Here is a 26,148-nt window from a genome sequence, read left to right on the forward strand (position 1 = left end):
CTCGGTGGTCGCGCGATGAATGGGCAGCCTGCGCGTGTCAGGCCAGCCAGGCCGGCTTGCGCTTTTGCAGGAAGGCCTGCACGCCCTCCTTGCCCTCGGCGCTGGCGCGGATGTCGGCGATGCCTTCGACGGTGGCGGCGATCAGCTGCTCGTTGATCTCGCGCTCGGCCACGTCGATCACCAGGCGCTTGCAGGCGCGGGCGGCGGCGGGACCGGCGCTGACCAGGTGCTTGAGCAGGCCGTCCACGGCGTTGTCCAGCTCGTCGGCCGCCACCACGCGGTGCACGAAGCCGATGCGCAGCGCCTCGGCCGCGTCGAAGCGCTCACCGGTCAGGAAGTAGCGGTGGGCGGCGCGCGCGCCCATGGCGCGGATCACGTAGGGGCTGATGGTGGCGGGGATGAGGCCGATCTTCACCTCGGACAGGCAAAAGCCCGCGCCCTCGGCGGCCACGGCCATGTCGCAGGCAGCGACCAGGCCCATGCCGCCCGCATAGACATCGCCCTGCACGCGCGCGATGGTGGGCTGCGGGCATTCGTAGATCACGCGCAGCATCTCGGCCAGCAGGCCGGCGTCCTCGCGGTTCTCGTCGCGCGAGTAGTCGGCCATGCGGCGCATCCAGTTGAGGTTGGCGCCCGCGCAAAAGGCCGGCCCCTCGGCGGCCAGCACCACGGCGCGCACGTCGCTGCGCTTGCCCACGGAGTGGAAGGCCTGGGTGATGTCGGCGATGACCTCGTCGCTGAAGGCATTGCGCACTTCGGGCTGGGTCAGCGTGATGGTGGCCAGGGGGCCCTGGAATTCGAGGGTCAGTGCGGTGGTTTTCATGAAGTACCTCGCTGCAAGGAAAGAGGGGCCGCCGTCACATGCGGAACACGCCGAAGCGCGTGTCCTCTATGGGCGCGTTGCGCGTGGCCGCCAGGCCCAGCGCCAGCACGCGGCGCGTGTCGGCAGGGTCGATGACGCCATCGTCCCACAGGCGCGCCGTCGCGTAATAGGGGTGGCCCTGATCCTCGTACTGCTGGCGGATGGGGGCCTTGAAGGCCTCTTCCTCCTCGGCCGTCCATTGGCCGCCCTTGGCCTCGATGCCGTCGCGCTTGACGGTGGCCAGCACGCTGGCCGCCTGCTCGCCGCCCATGACCGAGATGCGCGCGTTGGGCCACATCCACAGGAAGCGCGGCGAGTAGGCGCGGCCGCACATGCCGTAGTTGCCCGCGCCGAAGGAGCCGCCGATGATGATGGTGAACTTCGGCACGGCCGCCGTGGCCACGGCCGTGACCAGCTTGGCGCCGTGGCGGGCAATGCCTTCGTTCTCGTACTTGCGGCCCACCATGAAGCCCGTGATGTTCTGCAGGAAGACCAGCGGGATCTTGCGCTGGCAGCACAGCTCGATGAAGTGCGCGCCCTTGACCGCCGATTCGCTGAACAGGATGCCGTTGTTGGCGATGATGCCCACCTGCATGCCCTCGATGCGCGCAAAGCCGCAGACCAGGGTGGCGCCGAAGCGGGCCTTGAACTCGTCGAAGCGGCTGCCGTCCACCACGCGGGCGATGATCTCGCGCACATCGAAGGGCTTGCGCGTGTCCACGGGGATCACGCCGTACAGCTCGCCGCCATCGAACAGCGGCGCCTCGGGGGGCAGGTCGCCAGCCGCCGGCTGCTTGGCATGGTTGAGGTTGGCCACGGACTGGCGCGCCAGCGCCAGCGCGTGGGTGTCGTTGTGGGCCAGGTGGTCGGCCACGCCCGACAGGCGCGTGTGCACGTCGCCGCCGCCCAGGTCCTCGGCGCTGACCACCTCGCCCGTGGCGGCCTTCACCAGCGGCGGGCCGCCCAGGAAGATGGTGCCCTGGTTCTTGACGATGATGGACTCGTCGCTCATGGCCGGCACATAGGCGCCGCCGGCCGTGCACGAGCCCATGACCACGGCGATCTGGGCAATGCCCTCGGCGCTCATGTTGGCCTGGTTGAAGAAGATGCGGCCGAAGTGCTCGCGGTCGGGAAACACATCGTCCTGGTTGGGCAGGTTGGCGCCGCCCGAGTCCACCAGATAGATGCAGGGCAGGCGGTTCTGTGCGGCGATCTCCTGGGCGCGCAGGTGCTTCTTCACCGTCATCGGGTAGTAGGTGCCGCCCTTCACCGTGGCGTCGTTGCACACGATCATGCAGTCCACGCCGCTGACGCGGCCGATGCCGGCGATCAGGCCCGCGCCGGGCGCGTCGTTGCGGTACATGTTGAGCGCGGCCAGCGGCGCGATCTCCAGAAAGGGCGTGCCCGGGTCCAGCAGCATGGCCACGCGGTCGCGCGGCAGCAGCTTGCCGCGCGCCACGTGCTTGGCGCGCGCGGCCTCGCCGCCGCCCTCGGCGACCTTGGCCACCTGGGCCTGCAGGTCTTCGACCACGTCGCGCATGGCGGCGGCATTGGCCAGGAAGTCCGCCGAACGCGGATTGAGTTGGGTGCCCAGAATGCTCATGTGTGGCCTCTTCTTGTGTTTGCCCGATGCGGGCGCTTGGTTTTTTCGAATGTGCTGCAAAGAACGGCGGCCCGGGCTGGGGAAAATGCCGTATGCACACCGTTGAAATCGTCTTGCTCGTTTTGCTGCTGGGGGCACTGACCGGCATTGCCGCGCGCTATGTGCGCGCCATCCCGCTGCCGCTGATACAGATCGCCCTGGGAGCGCTGATCGCCTGGCCGCAAAAGGGCCTGCACATCGCCTTCGATCCCGAGCTGTTCCTGCTGCTGTTCATCCCGCCGCTGCTGTTCGCCGACGGCTGGCGCATCCCCAAGCGCGAGTTCTTCTCGCTGTACCGCCCCATCCTGCGCCTGGCGCTGGGCCTGGTGCTGTTCACGGTGGTGGGGCTGGGCTGGCTGATCCACTGGCTGGTGCCCGGCATGCCGCTGACCGTGGCCTTCGCGCTGGCCGCCGTGGTCTCGCCCACCGATGCCGTGGCCGTCTCGGCCATCACGCGCAACCTGGGCATGCCCGAGAAGACCATGCACATCCTCGAAGGCGAGTCCCTGCTCAACGATGCCTCGGGCCTGGTGGCGCTGAAGTTCGCCATTGCCGCCACGCTGACCGGCCTGTTCTCGTGGACCGAGGTGGCCAAGGAATTCATGTGGATGGCCCTGGGCGGCCTGGGCGTGGGCACGCTGATCGGCTGGGGCTTTTCCTATGCGCGCAGCACCATCACGCGCCGCCTGGGCGACGTGGCGGCCACGCAGATGGTGCTGCTGCTGATCCTGCTGCCTTTCGCCGCCTACATCGTGGGCGAAAAGATCGGCGTGTCGGGCATCCTGTCGGCCGTGGCCGCGGGCATTGCCACCAACTTCGCCGACCTGGAGCGCAGCAGCTACATCAGCGAGCGGCTGCAGACCGAGGGCACCTGGAGCATGGTGGAAGCCTCGTTCAACGGCGCCATCTTCCTGCTGCTGGGCCTGCAGCTGCCCTCCATCATCGGCGTGACGCTGCACGATGCGGGCAGCGAATGGTGGGTGCTGGTGGGCTATGTGGTGATCATCTCCAGCGCGCTGCTGCTGATGCGCTGGATCTGGCTGACCCTGGGCGTGCAGCGCAGCCTGGCTCGCGCCCACTTCCAGGGAAAGATGGCAGAGCGCCCTTCCCACCTGCTGAACCTGGCCACCACCATGGCCGGCATACGCGGCGCCGTGACGCTGGCCGGCGCGCTGTCCGTGCCCATGCTGCTGAACAACGGCCAGCCCTTTCCGGGCCGCGAGATGCTGATCTTCCTGGCCACGGGCACCATCTTGTTCACCCTGGTGCTGGGCAGCATCGCGCTGCCGCTGATCCTGCGCCGCATGCCCCAGCCCGGCGAATCGCCCACGGTGCGCGAGGAGCGCCTGGCGCGCGTGGCCGCCTGCCAGTCCGCCATTGGCGGGCTGACGCTGAGCGAGGAAGAGATCCAGGGCCACACGCCCGAATGGGTGGCCATGCACCAGGAGGTCATGGGCCACCTGACGCAGGAGTACCGCAACCGCGTCCAGCTGCTGGACGACGGCAGCGGCACGGCCTCCAGCATCGAGATCCAGCGCGAGGCGCCCGAAGTCGTGCGCCAGCGCAAGCTGCGCTACCTGCTGGAGATCGAGCTGCGCCTGCGCTGCATCCACCAGGAGCGCGACGCGCTCTACGCCGAGCGCCAGGCCCACCGCATCAACGACGAGTCTCTGCGCCGCCTGGTCAGCGAGCTGGACATGCAGGAGATCTCGCTGCGCAAGCGCCTGGTCGTGGCGCGCCGCGCTGCCGCCTCGGCCGTGGCCGCGCCCGAGGGCGGCACGCACTAGGCGGCACGCGGTGGACAGCTGGCGGCAGCGCATGAAAGCAGCCCTCAGGCGGTCCTGGCCGGGCGCAGATCCAGCATGGCGATCATCTCGTCGCGGATCTTGAATTTCTGGATCTTGCCGGTCACCGTCATCGGGAAGGCCTCGACGAAGCGGATGTAGCGCGGCACCTTGTAGTGGGCGATCTGGCCCTTGCAGAAGTCGCGCACGCCGTCTTCGGTCAGCGCCTGGCCGGGCTTGACGATGATCCAGGCGCACAGCTCCTCGCCGTAGCGCGCGTCGGGCACGCCGACGACCTGCACATCCTGCACCTGCGGGTGGCGGTAGAGGAATTCCTCGATCTCGCGCGGGTAGATGTTCTCGCCGCCGCGGATCACCATGTCCTTGATGCGGCCGACGATGTTCACGTAGCCCTGCTCATCCATGGTGGCCAGATCGCCTGTGTGCATCCAGGCATCGTCGTCGATGGCCTCGCGCGTGCGGGCCTCGTCCCCCCAGTAGCCGTGCATGACCGAGTAGCCGCGCGTGCACAGCTCGCCCGAGACGCCGGGCGCCACCACCTCGCCCGTGGCCGGGTCGACGATCTTCACTTCCAGGTGCGGCTGCACCTTGCCTACGGTGGACACACGGCGCTCCAGCGGCGTGTCGGCATCGCTCTGGCAGCTGACGGGACTGGTCTCGGTCATGCCGTAGGCGATGGTGATCTCGGACAGGTGCATGTCGCTGACCACGCGCTTCATCACCTCGATGGGGCAGGGCGAGCCGGCCATGATGCCGGTGCGCAGCGTGCTCAGGTCGAACTCCTTGAAGCGCGGGTGGTCCAGCTCGGCGATGAACATCGTGGGCACGCCGTGCAGGCCCGTGCAGCGCTCGGCCTGCACGGTCTCCAGCACCAGCAGCGGATCGAATCCGTCATTCGGGTAGACGATGGCCGAGCCATGCGTGAAGCAGGCCAGGTTGCCCAGCACCATGCCGAAGCAGTGGTACAGCGGCACGGGAATGCACAGCCGGTCCTCGGGCGTCAGCCGCATGCACTCGCCGATGAAAAAGCCGTTGTTCAGGATGTTGCGGTGGGTCAGCGTGGCGCCCTTGGGAAAGCCCGTCGTGCCGCTGGTGAACTGGATGTTGATGGGGTCGGTGTTCTTGAGCGTGGCGGCCACGGCGTCGATGCGCGCATCCTGCGCATCACCGCGGGCCAGCAGGCTGGAAAAGCGCAGCATGCCGGGCTGCTCTTCGCCCTGCCCTGCGACGTCGATCCAGACCACGCTGCGCAGCTGGGGCAGGCGCGCGCAATGCAGGCGGCCGGGCTCGGCCGTGGCCAGCTCGGGTGCCAGTTCGCGCAGCATGCCCAGGTAGTCGCTGGTCTTGAACTGCGCCATGGTCACCAGCGCCTTGCAGCCGACCTTGTTGAGCGCGTACTCGACCTCGGAGGTGCGGTAGGCCGGGTTGATGTTGACCAGCACCAGGCCGACCTGGGCCGTGGCCAGCTGCATCAGCACCCATTCGGCGTTGTTGTGCGACCAGATGCCGACGCGGTCGCCCTTGTCCAGCCCCAGGCCCAGCAGCGCGCTGGCCAGGCGGCGCGCCTCGGTGTGCAGGCCGGCATAGCTGTAGCGCAGGCCCTGGTGGCGGCTGACCAGGGCCTCGCGATCGGGCTGGCGGGCCGCCATGTCGGCAAAGAAATCGCCGATGGTCTGCTCGATCAGCGGCACATCGGTGCGGCCTTGGGCATGGCTGGAAGCGAGCGGGGCGTTCTGGGCGGGCATGCGTTGTCTCCTGTGTCGTCGGCGGCGCCTGGGACGGGCAAATGCAGTGGCCTGCCCCGTCACGGCAGCTATTGCGTGGCAGCATAAGGGCCAACCCCGAGCAGAACAGGCCACGAAGGTTGCAATAATTGCCAGCATGTTCACCCCCTCGCTGGTCAAGACCCCCCTGCCCCAGGCGGCCGCCACCATGGCCTCCGCACACCCTGCAGTTACGCCCATGGCCTTTGTGCAGGCCATTATGCTGGCCTACGAACGCCGGGGCATCAGCGCCCTGTCCGCCCTGGAGAAGGCACAAATCGCGCCAGACTCCGTCAAAGAGCGCAACGAGTGCATCACGGCGCTGCAGATGGAGGCACTGTCCGATGCCGCCATGCGCGAACTCGACGACGAGGCCCTGGGCTGGTTCTCCCGGCGCCTGCCCTGGGGCAGCTACGGCATGCTGGCACGCGCCAGCATGGGCAGCGAGCAGCTGGGCCTGGCACTGGCGCGCTGGTGCCGCCACCATGGCCTGCTGGCCGAAGACATCCGGCTCACGCTGGCGCAGGAAGACGGCTTGGCCACGCTGGCCATCGAGGAGCTTTCCACGCTGGGCGCCATGCGCGAGTTCTGCCTGCTGTCGGTGCTGCGCAATATCCACGGCTTGGCCAGCTGGTTCATCGATGAGCCGCTGCCGCTGCGGCGCGCCTGCTTTCCCTTCGATCCCCCGCCGCATGCGGGCGTGTATGCGCTGCTGTTCCCGCCGGGCGAGGTGGAGTTTGGCGCGGCCCGGGCCTGCCTACAGTTCGACGCACGTTTTCTGGATATGCCGCTGACGCGCGACGAGCCTGCGCTGCAGCGCATGCTGCAGCGCGCCCTGCCGCTGCAGGTGCGCCCCTACCGGCGCGAGCGCCAGCTGGTGCAGCGCGTGCGCCAGCTGCTGGCGGCCGACGCCGAATGCCTGCAGACGGCCGACACGCTGGCGCGCCAGCTGCACCTGTCCCAGCGCAGCCTGCATCGCCAGCTCAAGGAAGAAGGCGCCTCGCTGCAGGCGCTCAAGGACGAGGTGCGGCGCGAGCGTGCCGTGGCCCTGCTGCTGCGCACCAGCCGGCCCATCAAGCGCATCGCGCAGTCCTGCGGCTTTCTCAACGACAAGAGCTTCATCCGCGCCTTCCGGCTGTGGACGGGGCTGTCGCCTTCCGAATTCCGCAAGAGCGCGCGAGCCCGGCCCGAGTGAGGGCCGCGCGCATCCTGGCGCGATTTGCATCCTGCGCGACAGCCGCCGTCCGCGCATCTGGCCTAGGCTTTGCGCATGCACCATCTCCACCACTGCGTCAGCGCGCGCTCCTTCCGCGCGCTGTGGATGCTCGAAGAATTGCAGCTTCCCTACACGCTGCACATGCTGCCGTTTCCGCCGCGCGTGCTGCAGCGCAGCTACCTGGAGCTCAACCCGCTGGGCACGGTGCCGCTGCTGCGCCACGGCGAGGCCAGGCTGACCGAGTCAGCCGCCATCTGCGAATACCTGGCCGCCCTGCACCCCGGGGCGGGCCTGTCCGTGCAGCCGCAGGAGGTGGGCTTTGCGGCCTACCTCAACTGGCTGCACATGAGCGATGCCACGCTGACCTTCCCGCAGACCCTGGTGCTGCGCTATGCGCACTTCGAGCCGGCCGAACGGCGCCAGCCCCAGGTGGCCCAGGACTACCAGCGCTGGTTCCTCGCGCGGCTGCGCGCCGTGGAGCAGGCCGTGGAACAGCGCGACTGGCTCACGGCAGACCGCTTCACCGCTGCCGACGTGGCCGTGGGCTATGCGCTGATGCTGTCGGCGCACCTGGAGATGGAGTCGCAATGGGGGCCTGCCACCCAGGCCTACTGGCAGCGCCTGCAGCAGCGGCCCGCCTTCCAGCGGGCGCTGCAGGCCGAGCAGCAGGCCGCGCGTGCGCAGGCCGTGGACGAGACGCCTTCGCCGCGGCTGCGCTAGGGCCGGCTCAAGCCCAAGCTCAAGCGCTGGCGCTGGCCTGCCCGATGGCGCGCAGCATGGCAGGCAGCTCGCCCATGTCGCCGAACACGCAGCTGGCGCCGGCCTCGAGCAGTTGCTCGGCCGATGCGTGGCCCTGGTCGGCCGGGAAGTAGCCCCAGACCGTGGCGCCTGCGGCCACGCCGGCGGTGACGCCGGTCACCGTGTCCTCGATGACCAGGCAGCGCGCCGACTCCACGCCCAGGGCGGCGGCGGCGGCCAGGTACACATCGGGAAAGGGCTTGCTGCGCGGCAGCTCATGGCCGCTGAAGACGCGGCCCTCGAAATAAGGGGCCATGCCGACCTGGGCCAGCTGCATCTCCACCTTGGCGCGGTCCGCGCCCGAGGCGCAGGCGATGCGGCCAGCGCACAGTGCATGGGATTCGCTGACGGCGGACAGCGCGCCGTCAATGGCCACCAGCTCGGCGCGCAGCGCGGCGTTGCGGCGCTCGTAGAAGGCGGCCATCCATGCGTCGGTCAGCGGCTTGCCGGTGCGCGCCTCGATCAGCGCGGCCTGGCTGCGCACGGTCTTGCCGATGAATTCGCGCAGGCATTCCTCGGTGCTGATGGGCCAGCCCGATTCATTGAGCATGGTGCACAGCACGCGGTTGGTGATGGATTCACTGTCGACGAGCACGCCGTCACAGTCGAAGAGCACGGCCTCGAAAGCAGTCATGGATGGATTCTCGAAACAAACTGAGCAAGGGCGCCCTGGGGCGCCCTTGCTGCGGAAAATGGCCGGATTATGCGCCGGCCGCGCATGCCTGTGCCCTGCTCAGGGGAAGGAGGCACCGGCCAGCGGATGGATCATGCGCTTGACGTTGCGCACCGAGATGGAATGGAACTGGCCATCGTCGGTGACCACATCGCCGAAGGCGAAAAAGCCTTCGGCCGCGTTGCGGTTGAACTGCTCCAGGCGCTGCGCGAGGCTGGCGTTGTTGGACACGGATTCGAGGCGGTACTCGATGGCGCCCTGCTGGTCGCCGCTCTTTTCGTACAGCTGCACGCCTTCGGTATTGCCGCGCAGCACCAGGGCGCCACGCAGCAGGTGGCCCTTGGCACCCATCTCGTCCAGGCGCTGCTTCAGCGCCGTGCCGTTGGCCATGCCGAAGGGCGCGGCCAGGGCGAACACCGCGTACTCGAAGGCCGGCGCCTTGGAGTCCTTGACGTAGAGGTTGAACATCTCGTCGCCCGAGATCAGCGGGCCCGTGTAGCGGAAACCCCGGCCGCTCATCTCGGCCAGTTGCTGCGTGAAGCCGGACGTGTCCAGCGCACCCACGGCGGGGCGCGTCTCGTAGCTGTAGGTGGCGGCGGCGCTGCTGCTGCGCACATAGAGGTTGCGCAGGTCCTGCGTGCTGCTGGGGAACGCCATGCCCGACTTGTACAGGTAGCCCTGCGCACCCTGCGCATTGAGCTGGGCCACCAGGGCCGAGACGCCCGCCACGTCGGCCACCATGCGGTAGTCCAGGCGCGTGCCGGTGTGGGCCGTGTCGGTGACGTAGAAGTCACCGATGGGAACGGGGAAGGTCGTGCCGCCCGAGGCCAGGCTGTAGGTGAAGGCATAGCCTTGCGCCCCCAGCGTGTTCATGGCGGACAGGGCCGCGTCGAAGTTTTCGGCAGCCGTCTCCATGCGGTACTGGCCGGTCACCGGGGTCGTCGTGCCGCCGCCGGGGTTGCCGGGCGTGCCGGGGTTGCCGGGATTTCCGCCATTGCCGGGATCTCCGCCGCCCGGTTCTCCCAATCCACCACCACCGCCGCCGCCACAGGCGGCCAGGGTTCCCAGAAGCATCAATGCCGCACTGCGGCGGGTGAGCTGTACCATCTTCATGACTATCTCCCCTTCTCGTTGAATACGTGCCCGTTCCATGCGGAATCTCAGGGCATCGGCGGCGATTTTGGGGAGTTGGCCGACATCCGGTCACCCCCCGGCCGGGGGGTAATCGTTACGATGTGCGCAAGGTGTATCCGGGCGCGCCCTGGCGCTCCAGCCCTTTCGACATGCCTTTGCGCGGACCATGCACAGCCATCCCCTCCTGACCGATTCCTCCTGTCTCCAATCGGGGCGCTATGCCCTGGTGATCGACGACCACCCGCTGACGGCCATGGGCGTGTCCGAGTTCCTGAAACAATTCGGCCTGTCCGAAGTCCATGCCGTGGCCGATGCGGGCGAAGGCCTGCAGTGCATGGCCGGCAGGGGATCGCCGCATCTGGCCATCGTGGATTTCTGGCTGGGTGCCAGCGCGGGCACGGACGTGGTGCGCGAAATCCGCACGCTGGCGCCCGCCTGCCGCGTGCTCATGACCAGCGGCGACACGCATGGCGCGATTGCCCTGAAGGCACGCGCGGCGGGGGCCCATGGCTTTGTGCTCAAGTCGCAGCCGCCGCAGGTGCTGCAGCAGGCCGTGGCTGCCCTGCTGCGCGGCGAGACCTGGTTCCCCGCCGCCCCGCTGGCGCCGCAGTCGCCCGGCGGCGCCCATGCCATCCGCATGACGGCGGCCGAGCTGGGCCTCACCCCGCGCCAGGCCCAGGTGCTGGACCTGGTGCTGCGCGGCCTGCCCAATCCCAGCATTGCGCAGTTGCTGCACCTGTCGCCCCACACGGTCAAGGAGCATGTGGCAGGCGCCCTGCAGCGCCTGGGCGTGCACAGCCGCATCGACGCCATCACGCGCATGCAGGGCATTGCGCTGGAGCTGCCGCCCTCCGTACCGCCGACAGATACGGTTCAGGCGCCGGCCACAGCCAGCCTGCGCTGAAGCAGGGCCAGCAGCGCCAGCGGGTCCACGGGCTTGCGCAGCAGCAGATAGCCCAGTTCCTGCGCCTCCTGCTCCAGCGCCGGTGACGGCTCGCCGCTGAGCAGGGCGCCCGCCGCCTGCGGCGCTTGCGCCAGCACGTTCTGCAACAGCGCAAAGCCGTTCTCGCCCCGGGCCAGATGGTGGTCGCACAGCACGAAATCGGGGTGCTCCCCCGCCGCCAGCCAGTCGGCCACCTCGCGGCCTGTGGCGGCCACATCCACCTGCAGCCCCCAATCGCGCAGCAGGCCAGCCAGGGCCCGCGCCACCTGCGCATCGTCATCGACCACCCAGCACCGGCCCTGGAGCAGGGGCGGCCGGGCCTGCGCCTGCGCCTGTGGTCCCTCGGACTGCGGCAAGGCCGCCTGCACATTCAGGCTGGACGGCAGTTGCAGCCAGAAGCAGGACCCCCGCCCCGGCGTGGACAGCAGGCCGTGCTCCACGCCCATGCGCCGCGCGGCTGCGGCCACGACGGCCAGGCCCAGGCCCTGGCTGCTCACGCCGGCCAGGGGGTCGGCCGCAGGCTGGGCCGCGCGCCGGGCCGCCTGGCCTGAGCGCGCGCGAAAGTGCGGTGCGAAGACATGGGGCCGGTCTTCGGCCGCAATGCCCAGGCCCGTATCCCAGACCTCGATGCGCCAGCCCCCGCCGTGCACGCGGGCGGCCAGCAGCACCCCGCCGCGCTGGGTGTAGCGCAGGGCGTTGTGCAGCAGGTTGAACACCATCTGGCGCAGCAGGGCCTCATCGGCACGCACCAGGCTGTCCATGCCGCGCGCCACGCGCCAGCGCAGCACCAGCCCGCGCTGGCGCGCCTCGGCCGCGAACAGGCGCGTGGCATCGCCCAGCAGAATGCGCAGGTCCATCACCTGGGCGCGCAGCTCCCAGGTGCCGTTCTCCAGCCGCGACAGGTCCAGCAGGTCGTTGCACATGGTGCCCAGCGACTGGGCACAGGCCTGGGCATCGTCAAGCACGCCTGCCAGCGCGCCGTCGGCATTGCGCTGGCGGGCGGTTTCCACCAGCAGGCCCAGGGCATGCAGGGGTTGGCGCAGGTCATGGCTGGCGGCCGACAGGAAGCGGCTCTTGGCCTCCAGCGCCTGTTCGGCCTGCTCCTTGGCGGCCAGGTAGCGCTCGGCCAGCAGCTGGCGATCACGCTCCTGCGCCCATTGCTGCAGCATGAGCTGACGCGCCCCCCAGGCATGGCGCGCGATGGTGGCGCCATACAGCATGAGCAGCGGCAGCAGGTACAGGCCTCTGTTCGGGAAGTACCAGACCACGGCCAGCAGCATGGCGCCGTACAGCACGCCGAAGAAGCGCTTGAACACGGCAGCCGCCGGCGCCAGGAAGGTGGCGGCCGAGGCCACGACGCCGCACAGCACCAGGTAGATGAAAAGCCGGAATTCATGGCCGCTGCCATGGGTCAGCGGTATCGCCAGCGCCCAGGAACCGGCGTTGAGCAGGGCCATGCGGCCCATCACGCGTTCCCAGCGCTGCAGCCGCGCTGGCAACTCGGCCGATGGCACGGCAGCACCCAGGTCCCGGCGCAACTGGCGCCGCAACCCGACAAAGACGCAGGCCATGAACGCCATGCCCAGCCACCACAGCAGCAGCGGCACCTGGAAGGCGCCCGTTTCGTGCCGCTGCAACCAGACCACGATGCCGGGGATGATGAGGGCCGCCGCCTCGGACGAGCCCCGCGATGCGATGGACAGCAGCAGCCGCTGGCGCTGCTGCAGTTTCCACAGCGGCTCGGCAGGGCCGCCGCCGTGTTCAGAACTGGTCGCCATCCACGTAGAGCCAGCGCCCGGCTTCGCGCACGAAACGGCTGCGCTCATGCAGGCGCACGGCGCGGCCACCCACGCGGTAGCGCGCGACGAATTCCACCTCGGCACTGTCCTCGCCGGTGCTGCGGAAGTCCTTGACCGCCAGCCCCAGCCAGCGTGCCGAAGGCTCGAAGTCCAGCGTGGCAGGCCGCTGGCTGGCGTGCCAGGTGGCCAGCAGATAGGCGGTGTCCTCGCGCACGAAGGCGCTGTAGCGCGAGCGCATCAACGCCTGGGCGTCGGGCGCAGGGCAGTCGCCGAAATGGTCCAGGTAGCGGCCGCAGCAGGCATCGAAGGCCAGGGGACGGCCCTTGGCATCGTGCTGGCCGCAGGGACAGGCCGGGGAGGTGGCGGCAGCGCTCATAGCGGCTGGCCCTGCGGAACTTGCGGAACTTGCGGAACTTGGGAGAGGACGGCGCGGGAGCAGGAATGCATGTCAGTCACGGCCGCCTTGCTGCGACCGGGTTCTTGATGGAGGACAGGCGGGCCATGATACTGACCGCGGGCCCTCGGGCCTGTAAGGAGAGCCCATGTTTTCAATGTCGGTCCCATGGTGGGAGTTCGTGGTGCGCGGCGTGGCCGTCTACCTGTTTTTGCTGGTATTCCTGCGCCTGACCGGGCGGCGCCAGACGGGGCAGTACGCGCCGTTCGACCTGGTGCTGCTGCTCATCCTGTCGAATGCGGTGCAGAACTCCATGAATGCCGGGGACAACTCGCTGATCGGCGGCATGGTCTCGGCCTCCACGCTGATCCTGTGCCATCTGCTGCTGTCCTGGCTGACCTTTCGCTTTCCCGCGCTGGAGCGGCTCATCGACGGCAAGGCCAAGGCCCTGATCAGGGACGGACACCTGAACAAGGACCTGATGCGCGAGGAACGCATCACGCGCGACGATATCGAGGCCGCGCTGCGTGCGGGCGGCTGCCTGCACCTGCGCGAGGTGGAGCGCGCCACGCTGGAGACCGACGGCAGCATCACCGTCGTCCTGCGCCGCCGCGACAGCGAGAACGAGGGCGATCCGCCGGTCTGACCCCCTGCCCGGCAGGCCCTGTCAGTCGAGCTGCTCCAGGAAGCGCTCGATGGCCAGGTTCACGGGCTGCGGATGCGTGAGGTTGGCCGCATGGCCGGCACCCGGCACCTCCACCCACTGCGCCCTGGGCAAGGCCTTGGCCATGGCGCGTGCACGGTCGGGCGCGATGGCGGTGTCGTCCGTGCCATGGATGACCAGGGCCGGCACATGGATGTCGGGCAGGCGCGGGCTGATGTCATCGCGCTGGGCCAGCGCCAGAAAGCTCTGCCCCAGGTTGATGGGCGTGGCCTTCTTCCATTTGGCACGCCAGGCCGCCGCGCCGCTCCAGCCCTGGCCCAGGATGGTGCGCTCCACCGTGGTCGCCATGTCGTCGCTGAGGCCATGCTCCATCCAGGCGCGCAGCAACGCTTCGTGGTGGGGCATCTGCTCGGGGTCTTCCAGCATGGCCTGGGTGTCGATCAGCACCAGCGCGCGCACGATCTCGGGGTGGATGAGCGCGCAGCGCAGCGACAGGTAGCCGCCCTGCGACATGCCGACCAGCACTGCGCGCTCCACGCCCAGGTGCTCGAGCAGGGCGGCCAGGTCGTCGGCCGAGTCGTAGTAGTCGAAGGGTGCGCACTGCTCGGGGTCTGCCGTCTGGCCATGGCCGCGCTCGTCCCAGCTGATGCAGCGAAAGCGCCCCTGCAGTGCCTGGACCTGGGGAGCGAACATGGTGTGGTCCATGAGCAGCCCGTGCGAAAACACCAGGACCGGGCCTCTCCCGCCCGTGTCCTCGTAGTACAGGTTCTGGCCGTTGACGGAAGCGATGGGCATGTCGGGATCTCCTGCGAAGGTGGTCACAAACCTGCCGGAAACGGCCGCCCGCCTCTCTCGGGCGCCGTGCCGGCGATGCTCCATGCTAAGCCCTGCGGGTGTCAGGGCCATCCGGCCCGACCCGCAGCGTGGGGGATTGGCCTCAGGCCAGGGCGCGCTGGATGAGAATTTTCTGCACGTCGCTCGTTCCCTCGTAGATCTGGCAGACGCGCACGTCGCGGTAGATGCGTTCCACGGGGAAGTCGCTGACCACGCCATAGCCGCCCAGGGTCTGGATGGCGGCGCTGCACACGCGCTCGGCCATTTCGCTGGCGAACAGCTTGGCCATGGCCGCTTCCTTGAGGCAGGGCAGGCCGGCATCGCGCAGGCTGGCCGCATGCCAGATCAGTTGGCGCGCGGCCTCGATCTGCGTGGCGCAGTCGGCCAGGCGAAAGCCCACGGCCTGGTGGTTGAAGATGGGCTGGCCGAAGCTCTCGCGCTCCTTGGAGTACTGCAGCGCGCAATCGAAGGCCGCACGCGCCATGCCCACGCTTTGCGCGGCAATGCCGATGCGCCCGCCTTCCAGCGCCGACAGCGCAATCTTGTAGCCCTCGCCCTCGGCGCCGATGAGGTTGGCGGCGGGGATGCGGCAGCCCTCGAACTGGATCTGGGCCGTATCCGAACTGTGCTGGCCCAGCTTGTCCTCCAGCCGCAGCACCTGGTAGCCGGGTGCGGAGGTCGGAACGATGAAGGCGCTCATGCCGCGCTTGCCCGCCGCCTTGTCGGTGACGGCGATGACGATGGCCACGTCGCCGTTCTTGCCGCTGGTGATGAACTGCTTGACGCCGTTGATCACGTAGTCGCTGCCGTCGCGCGTGGCCGTGGTGCGCAGCGCCGAGGCATCCGAGCCCACATGCGGCTCGGTCAGGCAGAAGGCGCCCAGCATCTCGCCGCGCGCCAGCGGCGCCAGCCATTGCTGCTTTTGCGCCTCGCTGCCGTAGCGCATGAGGATGGCGTTGACGGGGCAGTTGGTGACGCTGATCACCGTGCTGGTGCCGCCGTCGCCGGCTGCGATTTCCTCCAGCACCAGGGCCAGGCTCAGGTAGTCAAGGCCGGCGCCGCCGTACTCCTCGGGCACGCAGATGCCGTAGGCGCCCAGCGCCGCCAGGCCCTGGTGCACGTTCTTGGGAAAGTGGTGTTCCTTGTCCCAGCGTGCGGCATGGGGCGTGATTTCGGTGCGCACGAAGTCGCGCACCGCGTCACGGATCATTTCCTGGTCTGCGTTGAGCAGCATGTCTTGTCTCCTGATTCTTGTTTCGTTGTTCGTTGTCCGTTGCGCTGGTCGGATCTGCCGTCGGATCTACCAGGCGATGCGCTGCCCGTCATGCCGCAGCATGCGGCCCCGGTCGGCCGGCGTGACGCCGGCCAGCGTGCGCACCAGGCCCTGCACGCTTTGCTCGACGGTGAAGGTGGCAGCCGCGCCACCCATGTCGGTCTGCACCCAGCCCGGGTCCAGCGCGACCACGGTGGCGCCCGGCCATTGCGGCTTGGCGCTGGCCACGACCATGTTGAGCGCAGCCTTGCTGACGCGGTAGAGCCAGGCGTCGGATTCGGCGTCGGCCAGCAGCGACATCTGGCTGGAGAACAGGCCGAACACGCCGCCCGCCGCCTCGACCAGCGGCGCCACCTGGGGCAGCACCTGCATGGCGCCCAGCACATTGGTGTGCATGACGCGGTCGAACTGCTCGCGCGTGGGCGGCGTGGCCGAGCTGTGGGCATCCCACACTCCGGCCACATACAGCGCCAGCTCGATCTTCTCGCCGTCGAGCTGCCAGGCCAGGCCGCTGACGCTGGCCGGGTCGGCCACATCCACCAGCAGCACCTTGGCGCCCGTGGCCTCGACGCGCTCGCGGTCGGCCTCGCTGCGCACCGTGGCGACCACGCTGCGGCCCTGGGCCGCATAGGCCTCTACCAAGGCAAAACCAAGCCCGCGCGAGGCGCCCAACACCAGAGTGACTGCCATGTCTTTCGACCTTTCAAATGGAATGCGGTCAGCGGCCCTGCTCGTCCGCGATCTGCTTTTCGTAGCGCTCGACCATGGCCTCCTGCGTCTCGGTGGGCGCAGGCAGGCCGATCTGCTGGTGGACCATCTGGTTCACCGAGGGCATGACGTTGCGCGACACCTGGGACTCTGGCTTCCAGAGCCGGGCGCGCATCAGGGCCTTGGCACAGTGCAGATAGGCCTCCTGCACCTGGATCTCCAGAACGATCTTGGGCCGGAAGCCTTCGCTGGCGAACAGCGCCGTGTAGTGGGCCTCGTCGCGCAGCTTGGCCACGCCGTTGACGCGCAGGGTCTCGTCGAAACCCGGCACCATGAACAGCAGGCCGATGCGCGGATCGGCGATCAGGTTGCTGAAGCTGTCCAGGCGGTTGTTGCCGCCCGAATCGGGAATCAGCAGCGTCTGGTTGTCGGGCGCCTTGATGAAGCCCGGCTTGCCGCCGCGCGGCGAGGCATCCATCATCGCGCCCGCCCCGCCCCCCGTGGCCACGATGCACAGCGGCGACAGCGCGATGAAGCGCAGGCAGTGCCGGTCCAGGTCCACCTGCTGCTTGAGCAAGGCCCTTTCGGCCGGCATGGCATACAGGCTGCGCAACTGTTCTTCGCTGGTAATCATGGTCGAGAGGTCAAAGTAATAGCGGATCGGCCGATCCAAGTCTAGCTCTCTGGACGTCTGTGGCGCTGCCCATAAAACTGGCGCAATGCAAATCAGAGACACCGAGGAAGGGCCGCCCCGCACCGAGGGTGTCGTCCCCCTTTCAGGGGGAGGGCGCGCAGCGCCTCAGGGGGTGACCATTTCTATCGCCATGGCTGTTCCCTCGCCGCCGCCTATGCACAGCGTGGCCAGGCCGCGCTTGCCGCCGCGCGCCTGCAGGGCGTGCAGCAGCGTGACCAGGATGCGCGCACCGCTGGCGCCAATGGGGTGGCCCAGCGCACAGGCGCCGCCGTTGACGTTGACCTTGTCGCGCGGCACGCCCAGCTCGGCCATCAGGGCCATGGGCACGACGGCAAAGGCTTCGTTGACTTCCCACAGGTCCACGTCCGCCGCCGTCCAGCCGGCCTTCTTGAGGGCCTTCTGCGTGGCGCCCACGGGGGCCGTGGTGAACCATTCGGGCTCCTGGGCATGCGTGGCATGGGCAACGATGCGCGCCAGCGGCTTGCAGCCCAGTTCCTTGGCCGTGGACTCGCGCATCAGCACCAGGGCGGCGGCGCCGTCGTTGATGCTGGAGCTCGATGCGGCCGTGATCGTGCCGTCCTTCTTGAAGGCGGGCTTGAGGCTGGAAATCTTGTCCAGCTTGGCCTTGGCCGGGCCTTCGTCGATGCTGACGGTGACGTCGCCCTTGCGCGTGGAGACGGTGACGGGCGTGATCTCGGCGGCGAAGGCGCCGCTTTCAGTGGCCGCCTGGGCGCGCTTGACGCTTTCGATGGCGTAGGCGTCCTGCTGCTCGCGCGTGAAGTGGTATTTGGCGGCGCAGTCCTCGCCAAAAGTGCCCATGGAGCGGCCAGGCTCGTAGGCGTCCTCCAGGCCGTCGAGCATCATGTGGTCATAGACCTTGTCGTGACCCATGCGGTAGCCGCCACGCCCCTTCTTGAGCAGGTAGGGCGCATTGGTCATGCTTTCCATGCCGCCGGAGACCACCACATCGCGGCTGCCTGCGACCAGCTGGTCGTGCGCCAGGATGGTGGCCTCCATGCCGGCGCCGCACATCTTGGACAGGGTCACGGCGCCCGTGCTGCGCGGCAGGCCGCCCTTGAATCCGGCCTGGCGCGCAGGCGCCTGGCCCTGGCCCGCCATCAGGCAGTTGCCGAACAGCACTTCGTCCACTTTCTCGGGCGCCACGCCCGCGCGCTGCACGGCCGCCTTGATGGCGGCGCCGCCCAGATCATGGGCCGCGAGGTCGGCGAAGTCGCCCTGGAAGGCGCCCATGGGGGTGCGGGCTGCGCCGACGATGACGATGGGGTCTTGCATGCTTGTCTCCTGGGTTGTCGTGATGGTGAAAGAAAGGGAAAACGGGTCAGGCCAGCCAGCGGCTGCGCTCGTAGGGGAAGACATCGTGGACATGGCCTTCGCGGATGCGCTGCTGGTGCGCCTGCCAGAAGGCGGGGTCGAGCAGGTCGGCATGGTGGCGCATGAAGACTTCGCGCACGGCCGGGTTGCCCAGCAGAAAGGGCGCGAAGGTTTCCGGGAACACATCGCGCGGGCCCACGGGGTACCAGACCTCGCCGCTGAGCTCGTCCTCCTCGTTGCGCGGCGCGGGCACCTGGCGGAAGTGGCAGTCGGTCAGGTATTCGATCTCGTCGTAGTCGTAGAACACCACCTTGCCGCCGCGCGTGATGCCGAAGTTCTTCCACAGCATGTCGCCCGGGAAGATGTTGGCCGCGACCAGGTCCTTGATGGCATTGCCGTACTCGATCACGGCGCTCTCCAGCCGCTGCCGCGGTGCCGGCAGGTCCAGCCCGTCATCGAAGCACTCCTGCAGCAGCATGTTCAGCGGCACCATGCGCCGCTCTATGTAGAGGTGGGAGATGATGACCTCCTGCCGGCCATCGCCGTCGCGGTCGCTGATCTCGACCTGGCTGGGCGCATGCTCCAGGATCTCGGCGATCAGCGCATCCGAAAAGCGCTCGCGCGGGAAGGCCACCAGGCTGTACTCCAGCGTGTCGGCCATGCGCCCCACGCGGTCGTGCTGCTTGACCAGGCGGTACTTGGCCTTGACCTGCTCGCGCGTGATCTCCTTGGGCGCGGCGAAGCGGTCCTTGATGAGCTTGAATACATAGGGAAAGCTGGGCAGGTCGAACACCAGCATGACCATGCCCTTGATGCCGGGTGCGATGCGGAACTGGTCGCGCGAATGGCGCAGGTGGTGCAGGAAGTCGCGGTAGAACAGCGTCTTGCCCTGCTTGGCCAGGCCCAGGGCGTTGTACAGCTCGGCGCGCGGCTTGCGCGGCATGAGGCTGCGCAGGAACTGCACGTAGGCGCTGGGCACGTCGGTATCGACCATGAAGTAGGCGCGCGCAAAGCTGAACAGGCCGTGGAAGTCCTTCTCGCCGAACAGGGCCGCGTGCAGCACCAGCCGGCCGTTGTCGCCGTGCAGGATGGGCACGGCCCAGGACAGCTCGGCAAAGCCGTTGATGATCTTGCCGACGATGTAGGCGCCCTTGTTGCGGAAAAACAGGCTGGACAGCACCTGGATCTGGAAGTTGGCGTACAGGCGCATGGCCTGCAGCTGCGGCTCCAGGCGCTCGGCCAGGCGGGCGATGTCGCGCTCCAGGTCCTCGAAGGGGCGCTGCAGCTCGAATTGCTCCACGACTTCGCGCAGCGTCTGCGGCAGCGTCTCGCGTGTGGGGTAGAAGGCCAGGTAGGCCGGGCGCGCAGCCGGCTCCTGGTTCTCTATGTATTCCGTGCTGACGGCGGGCCGCACGAAGATGAAGTCGTTGTGGAAATGCGTGCGGTGCAGGATCTTGGTGGTGACCGAGTTGAAGAAGGTCTCGGCCAGCTCGGGCTGCAGGTGGTTGACCATGAGCCCGATGTAGTGGCGCTTGATCTGCTGCCAGACCGGCATGGGCTGGGCGCCCGCCGCAAATTCCTTTTCAAGCCGGCGCACGCATTCGCGCACGCGCAAGTCGTAGAACTCGATGCGCTCGCGCTGGGCACGCTGCTGGCCCAGCCAGTCGGCAGTTTCGAAGCGGTGCTTGGCGCGGGCGGATTCGGCGCGGAACAGGCGGTAATGGCGATTGAAGCCATCCATCATCGCCCGCGCGATGTCATGGGCAAGCAGGGTGTCCTGGGCAGGCATCGGCTTGAAGTCTCCCGGGGTCCCGCCTGCCATGGCCGCTCAGTCGCGCTGGCGGCTGGCGACCAGCTCGACAGCCTCGGCATGGATGTTGGCGATGCCGCCGACACCGGGCACGGTCATCTGCAGATTGGTGATCAGGCCGTCCTTGAGGCCATAGCACCAGCCGTGCAGCGTGACCTTCTGGCCGCGCGCCCAGGCATCCTGCATCACCGTGCTCTGCGCCACATTGATCACCTGCTCGATGGCATTGAGTTCGCACAGCGCATCGTGGCGCCATTGCGGGGACAGGCTGGCCAGCAGCGCCTGGTGCTTGTCGCGCACATCCTTCACATGGCGGATCCAGTTGTCGGCCAGGCCCACGCGCACATCCTCCAGTGCCGCCAGCACGCCGCCGCAGCCATAGTGACCCACGACCATCAGGTGCTCGACCTTGAGCTGGTCCACCGCGTACTGGATGGTGGACAGGCAGTTCAGGTCGCTGGGCACGACCACGTTGGCCACGTTGCGGTGCACGAACACCTCGCCGGGCTCCAGGCCCGTGATCTGGTTCGCAGGGACGCGGCTGTCGGAACAGCCGATCCACATGTAGCGGGGTTTTTGCTGCGACAACAGCCCGGTGAAGAAACCGGGCCGGTCACGCTCCATCTGCTGGGCCCATTCGCGGTTATGGACAAACAGTTCTTCGATGGAGGTTGTGCTCATAAGCAATCCTTTTGTTGGGTCAAACTCAAGAACGGCGCGGCAGGCGGGTGCGGGATCAGCAGGTCTCTGCGAACAGCTCGCGGCCGATCAGCATGCGACGGATCTCGCTGGTGCCGGCGCCGATCTCGTAGAGTTTCGCATCCCGCCAGAGGCGACCCAGTGGGTATTCGTTGATATACCCATTACCTCCATAGATTTGAACGCCTTCGCCCGCCATCCATGTCGCCTTCTCGGCGCACCACAAAATGACGCTGGCGCAGTCCTTGCGGACCTGGCGAACATGCTCCGTTCCCAGCAGATCGAGGTTTTTGGCGACCGTATAGGCAAAGGAGCGGCCCGCTTGCAGCACGGTGTACATGTCCGCCACCTTGCCCTGGATGAGCTGGAACTCGCCAATGCTCTGGCCGAACTGCTTGCGGTCATGGATGTAGGGCACGACGTTGTCCATCACCGACTGCATGATGCCCAGCGGCCCACCGGTCAGCACGGCACGCTCGTAGTCCAGGCCGCTCATCAGCACCTTGGCGCCGTTGTTCAGCCCGCCCAGCACGTTCTCGGCCGGCACCTCGACGTTCTCGAACACCAGCTCGCCCGTATGGCTGCCACGCATGCCCAGCTTGTCCAGCTTCTGGGCAATGGAAAAGCCCTTCATGCCCTTCTCGATCAGGAAAGCAGTCACGCCGCGGGCGTTCAGCTCGGGCTCGGTCTTGGCGTAGACCACCAGGGTGTCGGCATCGGGACCATTGGTGATCCACATCTTGGTGCCGTTGAGCAGGAAGTAGCCGCCCTTGTCCTCGGCCTTGAGCTTCATGCTGATCACGTCCGAGCCCGCGCCGGGCTCGCTCATGGCCAGCGCGCCCACGTGCTCGCCGCTGATCAGCTTGGGCAGGTACTTGGCCTTTTGCGCCTCGTTGCCGTTGCGGTTGATCTGGTTCACGCAAAGATTGCTGTGCGCGCCATAGGACAGGCCCACCGAGGCACTGGCACGCGAGATTTCCTCCATCGCCACCATGTGGGCCAGGTAGCCCATGTCGGCACCGCCGTACTGCTCGGACACGGTGATGCCCAGCACGCCCAGATCGCCAAACTTGCGCCACAGGTCCATGGGGAACTGGTCGTCGCGGTCGATCTCGCCGGCGCGCGGTGCAATCTCGGCCTGTGCGAACTCGCGCACGGCATCGCGCAGCGCGTCGATGTCCTCGCCCAGTTGGAAGTTCAGGCCCGGCAGGTTGGAAAGGCTCATCTCGTGTCTCCTGTGGAAATTTGGTGAAAGAACGCCGCCCGGCTCAGTCGGCCAGATCGCGGCCCTGCACGCACATCAGCGTGCAGCCCATGGTGGCAATCAGTTTTTCGCGGCCTTCGTCGATGGCATAGGCGCGCCCCTCGGTCACGATGATCGTGCGGCCCGGCTTGATCACCCGGCCTTCCATGCGAAAGCGCTGGCCCTTGGCGGGGGCCAGCAGATTGATCTTGAATTCGATGGTGAGCACGGCAGCATCGGCCGGCATCAGGGTCAGCCCTGCATAGCCGCAGGCGGAATCCAGCGCCGTGGAAACCATGCCGGCATGCAAAAAGCCATGCTGCTGCGTCAGCCCGGGCGCCCAGGCCAGGCAGACATCGACGGCGCCGGGCTCCAGCAGGGACAGCTCGGCGCCCAGGGTGTGCATCGCGCCCTGGCGTGCAAAACTGTCTCGCACACGGCGGGCAAAGTCGCTGTTGGCAGGTTCCAGGCGGGGCACGGTCAAGGCAAGCCTCACAAATTACGTTTACGTAAACGTCAATTATGAAGCATTTTTCCCATCCAGGTGTTTCAACAGAGTGCGGGCCTCGGATTCCTGCTCTCGCACCTCGGCCAGGTTGGCCTGCAGATCGGCCAGGCGGTCCTCGAGCTGGCGGCGATGCACAGCCAGCACTTCCAGGAATTTGCGCAGTTGCACGCCCGTGTCGCGGGGGCTGTCGTAGAGATCGATGATCTCCTTGGCTTCGTTCAGAGACAGTCCCAGCCGCTTGGCCCGCAAGGTCAGGCGAAGACGTGTGCGATCACGCGCGCTGTAGACGCGATTGCGCCCGCCAGGCCCGGCGCGCTCGGGCTCAAGCAAGCCCATGTCTTCATAGAAGCGGATGGCTCGGGTCGTGAGATCGAACTCCTTGGCAAGATCGCTGATGGTGTAGGTGGTCGACATGGCTGGAGAGTCCGCCAGCATCCACAGCCGGCGGCCATGGGAATGCGACGTTGACGTTAACGTCAATGCTAGCGGAATTGGCCACAGGAAACTGCGCCGGATGTTGCATCCGGGTGCGACGAAGAAGCCCGGCAGGAATAAAAAGAGAGCGCGTCAGCGCTCTCTTTTTCTGGGATGTCCGTTTTGGATATCCGTTTTGGATGTTCGTTTGGCTGTCCGTTTTGGCTGTTCTGCCTGTTTCCCCGTTTCCTGCAGCCCAATGCAAAAAACCCCGTAGCTTTGGGCTACGGGGTTTTTTGGGCTGTAAGAGCCTGACGATGACCTACTTTCACACGGGAACCCGCACTATCATCGGCGCAAAGTCGTTTCACTGTCCTGTTCGGGATGGGAAGGAGTGGTACCAACTTGCTATGGTCATCAGGCATAACTTGTTGTCATGCTGCTCATGGAGCAACACAACGAATTCATAGAGTCTGTAATCAGCTTTGTATTTTGACTGCGCCTTACTTGGCATAACCACCTTGATGATCACGTCATCAAAGTTATAGGGTCAAGCCTCACGAGCAATTAGTATCAGTTAGCTTAACGCATTACTGCGCTTCCACACCTGACCTATCAACGTCCTGGTCTTGAACGACTCTTCAGGGGCTCAAGGCCCGGCAGATCTCATCTTGAAACGAGTTTCCCGCTTAGATGCTTTCAGCGGTTATCTCTTCCACACTTAGCTACTCGGCAATGCCACTGGCGTGACAACCGATACACCAGAGGTGTGTCCACTCCGGTCCTCTCGTACTAGGAGCAGGCTTCCTCAAATCTGCAGCGCCCACGGAAGATAGGGACCAAACTGTCTCACGACGTTTTAAACCCAGCTCACGTACCTCTTTAAATGGCGAACAGCCATACCCTTGGGACCGACTACAGCCCCAGGATGAGATGAGCCGACATCGAGGTGCCAAACACCGCCGTCGATATGAACTCTTGGGCGGTATCAGCCTGTTATCCCCAGAGTACCTTTTATCCGTTGAGCGATGGCCCTTCCATACAGAACCACCGGATCACTATGTCCTGCTTTCGCATCTGCTCGACTTGTCAGTCTCGCAGTTAAGCACGCTTATGCCATTGCACTATCGTCACGATGTCCGACCGTAACTAGCGTACCTTCGAACTCCTCCGTTACGCTTTGGGAGGAGACCGCCCCAGTCAAACTGCCTACCATGCACTGTCCCCGATCCCGATAAGGGACCTGGGTTAGAACCTCAAACGCACCAGGGTGGTATTTCAACGTCGGCTCCATGAGAACTAGCGTCCTCACTTCAAAGCCTCCCACCTATCCTACACAGATCCGTTCAAAATCCAATACAAAGCTACAGTAAAGGTTCATGGGGTCTTTCCGTCTTTCCGCGGGGAGATTGCATCATCACAAACATTTCAACTTCGCTGAGTCTCTGGAGGAGACAGTGTGGCCATCGTTACGCCATTCGTGCAGGTCGGAACTTACCCGACAAGGAATTTCGCTACCTTAGGACCGTTATAGTTACGGCCGCCGTTTACTGGGACTTCAATCAAGAGCTTGCACCCCATCATTTAATCTTCCAGCACCGGGCAGGCGTCACACCCTATACGTCCACTTTCGTGTTTGCAGAGTGCTGTGTTTTTATTAAACAGTCGCAGCCACCGATTTTTTGCAACCGCTTTGGGCTCCCTTTGTTCAAGTTCACCTACTTGCGGCATACCTTCTCCCGAAGTTACGGTATCAATTTGCCGAGTTCCTTCTCCAGAGTTCTCTCAAGCGCCTTAGAATACTCATCTCGCGCACCAGTGTCGGTTTGCGGTACGGTCGTGTGTAGCTGAAGCTTAGTGGCTTTTCCTGGAAGCAGGGTATCACTCACTTCGTCTGCAAGCAGACTCGTTATCACCCCTCATCTAAGCCCGGCGGATTTGCCTACCAGGCACGACTACAGGCTTGAACCAACATATCCAACAGTTGGCTGAGCTAACCTTCTCCGTCCCCACATCGCACTACACATCGGTACAGGAATATTGACCTGTTTCCCATCAGCTACGCATCTCTGCCTCGCCTTAGGGGCCGACTCACCCTACGCCGATGAACGTTGCGTAGGAAACCTTGCGCTTACGGCGAGGGGGCTTTTCACCCCCTTTAACGCTACTCATGTCAGCATTCGCACTTCTGATACCTCCAGCACCCGTTACCAGGCACCTTCACAGGCTTACAGAACGCTCTCCTACCACTTGCAATAAATTGCAAATCCGCAGCTTCGGTAACTGGCTTAGCCCCGTTACATCTTCCGCGCAGGACGACTCGATCAGTGAGCTATTACGCTTTCTTTAAATGATGGCTGCTTCTAAGCCAACATCCTGACTGTTTTAGCCTTCCCACTTCGTTTCCCACTTAGCCAATTTTAGGGACCTTAGCTGGCGGTCTGGGTTGTTTCCCTCTTGAGTCCGGACGTTAGCACCCGGTGCTCTGTCTCCCAAGCTGTACTCTGCGGTATTCGGAGTTTGCATAGGTTTGGTAAGTCGCCATGACCCCCTAGCCTAAACAGTGCTCTACCCCCGCAGGTAATACTTGAGGCACTACCTAAATAGTTTTCGGAGAGAACCAGCTATTTCCAAGTTTGTTTAGCCTTTCACCCCTATCCACAGCTCATCCGCTAGTTTTGCAACACTAGTCGGTTCGGACCTCCAGTACCTGTTACGGCACCTTCATCCTGGCCATGGATAGATCACTTGGTTTCGGGTCTACACCCAGCGACTGGACGCCCTATTCGGACTCGATTTCTCTACGGCTCCCCTATTCGGTTAACCTTGCCACTGAATGTAAGTCGCTGACCCATTATACAAAAGGTACGCAGTCACCCTTGCGGGCTCCTACTTTTTGTAAGCATGCGGTTTCAGGATCTATTTCACTCCCCTCCCGGG

General features: G+C 66.1%; 22 protein-coding genes and 2 rRNA genes (1 of these 24 only partly in view). 5 read left to right on the forward strand and 19 right to left on the reverse strand.

Annotation, left to right across the window (positions count from 1 at the left end; translation table 11 throughout):
- Nucleotides 1–37 precede the first annotated feature (37 nt).
- Nucleotides 38–823: an enoyl-CoA hydratase/isomerase family protein gene (locus A4F85_RS28605; RefSeq protein ID WP_012207769.1), complete on the reverse strand. Its 786-nt coding sequence runs from the start codon at nt 821–823 to the stop codon at nt 38–40.
- 34 nt (nt 824–857) lie between these two features.
- Complete coding sequence (locus tag A4F85_RS28610) at nt 858–2,465, reverse strand: carboxyl transferase domain-containing protein (RefSeq protein ID WP_063328551.1); 1,608 nt, start codon at nt 2,463–2,465, stop codon at nt 858–860.
- A 92-nt stretch (nt 2,466–2,557) separates the two neighbouring features.
- Between A4F85_RS28610 and A4F85_RS28615 the strand changes: the two genes are divergently transcribed.
- Nucleotides 2,558–4,291 (forward strand): Na+/H+ antiporter, encoded by a 1,734-nt coding sequence (locus A4F85_RS28615; protein WP_013800394.1) that lies wholly within the window; start codon nt 2,558–2,560, stop codon nt 4,289–4,291.
- Nucleotides 4,292–4,335: 44 nt separating this feature from the next.
- Here the strand turns inward: A4F85_RS28615 and A4F85_RS28620 are convergent, their stop codons facing one another.
- Nucleotides 4,336–6,054 (reverse strand): AMP-binding protein, encoded by a 1,719-nt coding sequence (locus A4F85_RS28620; RefSeq protein WP_063328552.1) that lies wholly within the window; start codon nt 6,052–6,054, stop codon nt 4,336–4,338.
- A 136-nt stretch (nt 6,055–6,190) separates the two neighbouring features.
- Between A4F85_RS28620 and A4F85_RS28625 the strand changes: the two genes are divergently transcribed.
- Both A4F85_RS28625 and A4F85_RS28630 read left to right on the forward strand, forming a co-directional pair.
- Nucleotides 6,191–7,267 carry an AraC family transcriptional regulator gene (locus tag A4F85_RS28625; protein WP_063328553.1) on the forward strand — a complete coding sequence of 359 codons (1,077 nt, stop codon included), beginning with the start codon at nt 6,191–6,193 and terminating at the stop codon, nt 7,265–7,267.
- Between the two features lie 75 nt (nt 7,268–7,342).
- Nucleotides 7,343–8,008: a glutathione S-transferase family protein gene (locus A4F85_RS28630; RefSeq protein ID WP_063328554.1), complete on the forward strand. Its 666-nt coding sequence runs from the start codon at nt 7,343–7,345 to the stop codon at nt 8,006–8,008.
- A gap of 19 nt (nt 8,009–8,027) precedes the next feature.
- On the opposite strand, the gene A4F85_RS28635 is transcribed toward A4F85_RS28630, so the two are convergent.
- Complete coding sequence (locus tag A4F85_RS28635) at nt 8,028–8,720, reverse strand: HAD family hydrolase (protein ID WP_063328555.1); 693 nt, start codon at nt 8,718–8,720, stop codon at nt 8,028–8,030.
- 99 nt (nt 8,721–8,819) lie between these two features.
- On the reverse strand, nt 8,820–9,872 hold the full coding sequence (locus tag A4F85_RS28640; protein ID WP_063328556.1) for a hypothetical protein: 1,053 nt from the start codon (nt 9,870–9,872) through the stop codon (nt 8,820–8,822).
- Between the two features lie 187 nt (nt 9,873–10,059).
- Here A4F85_RS28640 and A4F85_RS28645 point away from each other — a divergent pair, with 187 nt between their 5' ends.
- The gene (locus tag A4F85_RS28645; protein ID WP_012207777.1) at nt 10,060–10,797 is read left to right on the forward strand and encodes a response regulator; all 738 of its coding nucleotides are present in this window, start codon (nt 10,060–10,062) and stop codon (nt 10,795–10,797) included.
- On the opposite strand, the gene A4F85_RS28650 is transcribed toward A4F85_RS28645, so the two are convergent.
- The gene (locus A4F85_RS28650) at nt 10,767–12,614 is read right to left on the reverse strand and encodes a hybrid sensor histidine kinase/response regulator (protein ID WP_063328557.1); all 1,848 of its coding nucleotides are present in this window, start codon (nt 12,612–12,614) and stop codon (nt 10,767–10,769) included. The two genes, A4F85_RS28645 and A4F85_RS28650, sit on opposite strands and share 31 nt — an antisense overlap.
- A complete protein-coding gene (locus tag A4F85_RS28655) occupies nt 12,598–13,011 on the reverse strand; it encodes a YchJ family protein (protein ID WP_063328558.1) in 414 nt (137 codons plus the stop codon). Before A4F85_RS28655 ends, A4F85_RS28650 begins: the two co-directional genes overlap by 17 nt.
- 166 nt (nt 13,012–13,177) lie before the next feature.
- Here A4F85_RS28655 and A4F85_RS28660 point away from each other — a divergent pair, with 166 nt between their 5' ends.
- Nucleotides 13,178–13,675, forward strand: a complete 498-nt coding sequence (locus A4F85_RS28660; RefSeq protein WP_063328559.1) for a DUF421 domain-containing protein — start codon at nt 13,178–13,180, stop codon at nt 13,673–13,675.
- Between the two features lie 21 nt (nt 13,676–13,696).
- Here the strand turns inward: A4F85_RS28660 and A4F85_RS28665 are convergent, their stop codons facing one another.
- From A4F85_RS28665 to A4F85_RS28720, 12 genes are all read right to left on the reverse strand, one after another.
- Nucleotides 13,697–14,488, reverse strand: a complete 792-nt coding sequence (locus A4F85_RS28665; protein ID WP_013800386.1) for an alpha/beta fold hydrolase — start codon at nt 14,486–14,488, stop codon at nt 13,697–13,699.
- Between the two features lie 142 nt (nt 14,489–14,630).
- The gene (locus A4F85_RS28670; RefSeq protein ID WP_034397414.1) at nt 14,631–15,761 is read right to left on the reverse strand and encodes an acyl-CoA dehydrogenase family protein; all 1,131 of its coding nucleotides are present in this window, start codon (nt 15,759–15,761) and stop codon (nt 14,631–14,633) included.
- A 66-nt stretch (nt 15,762–15,827) separates the two neighbouring features.
- Nucleotides 15,828–16,490, reverse strand: coding sequence for an SDR family oxidoreductase (locus tag A4F85_RS28675; protein WP_063328560.1), 663 nt, complete (start codon nt 16,488–16,490; stop codon nt 15,828–15,830).
- A gap of 28 nt (nt 16,491–16,518) precedes the next feature.
- On the reverse strand, nt 16,519–17,142 hold the full coding sequence (locus A4F85_RS28680; RefSeq protein WP_034397418.1) for a pyridoxamine 5'-phosphate oxidase family protein: 624 nt from the start codon (nt 17,140–17,142) through the stop codon (nt 16,519–16,521).
- A gap of 165 nt (nt 17,143–17,307) precedes the next feature.
- On the reverse strand, nt 17,308–18,495 hold the full coding sequence (locus tag A4F85_RS28685) for an acetyl-CoA C-acyltransferase (protein WP_013800383.1): 1,188 nt from the start codon (nt 18,493–18,495) through the stop codon (nt 17,308–17,310).
- A gap of 46 nt (nt 18,496–18,541) precedes the next feature.
- Nucleotides 18,542–20,323, reverse strand: a complete 1,782-nt coding sequence (gene aceK, locus A4F85_RS28690) for a bifunctional isocitrate dehydrogenase kinase/phosphatase (RefSeq protein WP_063328561.1) — start codon at nt 20,321–20,323, stop codon at nt 18,542–18,544.
- Between the two features lie 39 nt (nt 20,324–20,362).
- Nucleotides 20,363–21,025, reverse strand: a complete 663-nt coding sequence (gene can, locus A4F85_RS28695) for a carbonate dehydratase (protein WP_012207787.1) — start codon at nt 21,023–21,025, stop codon at nt 20,363–20,365.
- Nucleotides 21,026–21,080: 55 nt separating this feature from the next.
- Nucleotides 21,081–22,268, reverse strand: a complete 1,188-nt coding sequence (locus A4F85_RS28700) for an isovaleryl-CoA dehydrogenase (protein WP_013800381.1) — start codon at nt 22,266–22,268, stop codon at nt 21,081–21,083.
- Nucleotides 22,269–22,311: 43 nt separating this feature from the next.
- Nucleotides 22,312–22,770: a PaaI family thioesterase gene (locus tag A4F85_RS28705; protein ID WP_013800380.1), complete on the reverse strand. Its 459-nt coding sequence runs from the start codon at nt 22,768–22,770 to the stop codon at nt 22,312–22,314.
- A gap of 36 nt (nt 22,771–22,806) precedes the next feature.
- Nucleotides 22,807–23,208, reverse strand: coding sequence for a MerR family transcriptional regulator (locus A4F85_RS28710; RefSeq protein ID WP_013800379.1), 402 nt, complete (start codon nt 23,206–23,208; stop codon nt 22,807–22,809).
- Nucleotides 23,209–23,517: 309 nt separating this feature from the next.
- Nucleotides 23,518–23,630, reverse strand: a 5S ribosomal RNA gene (gene rrf / locus A4F85_RS28715).
- A 124-nt stretch (nt 23,631–23,754) separates the two neighbouring features.
- A 23S ribosomal RNA gene (locus tag A4F85_RS28720) occupies nt 23,755–26,148 on the reverse strand; it runs 480 nt beyond the window's last position.

The organism is Delftia sp. GW456-R20 (assembly GCF_001622915.1).
GTDB lineage: Bacteria > Pseudomonadota > Gammaproteobacteria > Burkholderiales > Burkholderiaceae_C > Comamonas > Comamonas acidovorans.

Bases quoted from the DNA above. Each gene is read 5' to 3' on its own strand.
- A4F85_RS28605 (WP_012207769.1), bottom strand. From the start codon at position 823: ATGAAAACCACCGCACTGACCCTCGAATTCCAGGGCCCCCTGGCCACC.
- A4F85_RS28610 (WP_063328551.1), bottom strand. From the start codon at position 2,465: ATGAGCATTCTGGGCACCCAACTCAATCCGCGTTCGGCGGACTTCCTG.
- A4F85_RS28615 (WP_013800394.1), top strand. From the start codon at position 2,558: ATGCACACCGTTGAAATCGTCTTGCTCGTTTTGCTGCTGGGGGCACTG.
- A4F85_RS28620 (WP_063328552.1), bottom strand. From the start codon at position 6,054: ATGCCCGCCCAGAACGCCCCGCTCGCTTCCAGCCATGCCCAAGGCCGC.
- A4F85_RS28625 (WP_063328553.1), top strand. From the start codon at position 6,191: ATGTTCACCCCCTCGCTGGTCAAGACCCCCCTGCCCCAGGCGGCCGCC.
- A4F85_RS28630 (WP_063328554.1), top strand. From the start codon at position 7,343: ATGCACCATCTCCACCACTGCGTCAGCGCGCGCTCCTTCCGCGCGCTG.
- A4F85_RS28635 (WP_063328555.1), bottom strand. From the start codon at position 8,720: ATGACTGCTTTCGAGGCCGTGCTCTTCGACTGTGACGGCGTGCTCGTC.
- A4F85_RS28640 (WP_063328556.1), bottom strand. From the start codon at position 9,872: ATGAAGATGGTACAGCTCACCCGCCGCAGTGCGGCATTGATGCTTCTG.
- A4F85_RS28645 (WP_012207777.1), top strand. From the start codon at position 10,060: ATGCACAGCCATCCCCTCCTGACCGATTCCTCCTGTCTCCAATCGGGG.
- A4F85_RS28650 (WP_063328557.1), bottom strand. From the start codon at position 12,614: ATGGCGACCAGTTCTGAACACGGCGGCGGCCCTGCCGAGCCGCTGTGG.
- A4F85_RS28655 (WP_063328558.1), bottom strand. From the start codon at position 13,011: ATGAGCGCTGCCGCCACCTCCCCGGCCTGTCCCTGCGGCCAGCACGAT.
- A4F85_RS28660 (WP_063328559.1), top strand. From the start codon at position 13,178: ATGTTTTCAATGTCGGTCCCATGGTGGGAGTTCGTGGTGCGCGGCGTG.
- A4F85_RS28665 (WP_013800386.1), bottom strand. From the start codon at position 14,488: ATGCCCATCGCTTCCGTCAACGGCCAGAACCTGTACTACGAGGACACG.
- A4F85_RS28670 (WP_034397414.1), bottom strand. From the start codon at position 15,761: ATGCTGCTCAACGCAGACCAGGAAATGATCCGTGACGCGGTGCGCGAC.
- A4F85_RS28675 (WP_063328560.1), bottom strand. From the start codon at position 16,490: ATGGCAGTCACTCTGGTGTTGGGCGCCTCGCGCGGGCTTGGTTTTGCC.
- A4F85_RS28680 (WP_034397418.1), bottom strand. From the start codon at position 17,142: ATGATTACCAGCGAAGAACAGTTGCGCAGCCTGTATGCCATGCCGGCC.
- A4F85_RS28685 (WP_013800383.1), bottom strand. From the start codon at position 18,495: ATGCAAGACCCCATCGTCATCGTCGGCGCAGCCCGCACCCCCATGGGC.
- aceK (WP_063328561.1), bottom strand. From the start codon at position 20,323: ATGCCTGCCCAGGACACCCTGCTTGCCCATGACATCGCGCGGGCGATG.
- can (WP_012207787.1), bottom strand. From the start codon at position 21,025: ATGAGCACAACCTCCATCGAAGAACTGTTTGTCCATAACCGCGAATGG.
- A4F85_RS28700 (WP_013800381.1), bottom strand. From the start codon at position 22,268: ATGAGCCTTTCCAACCTGCCGGGCCTGAACTTCCAACTGGGCGAGGAC.
- A4F85_RS28710 (WP_013800379.1), bottom strand. From the start codon at position 23,208: ATGTCGACCACCTACACCATCAGCGATCTTGCCAAGGAGTTCGATCTC.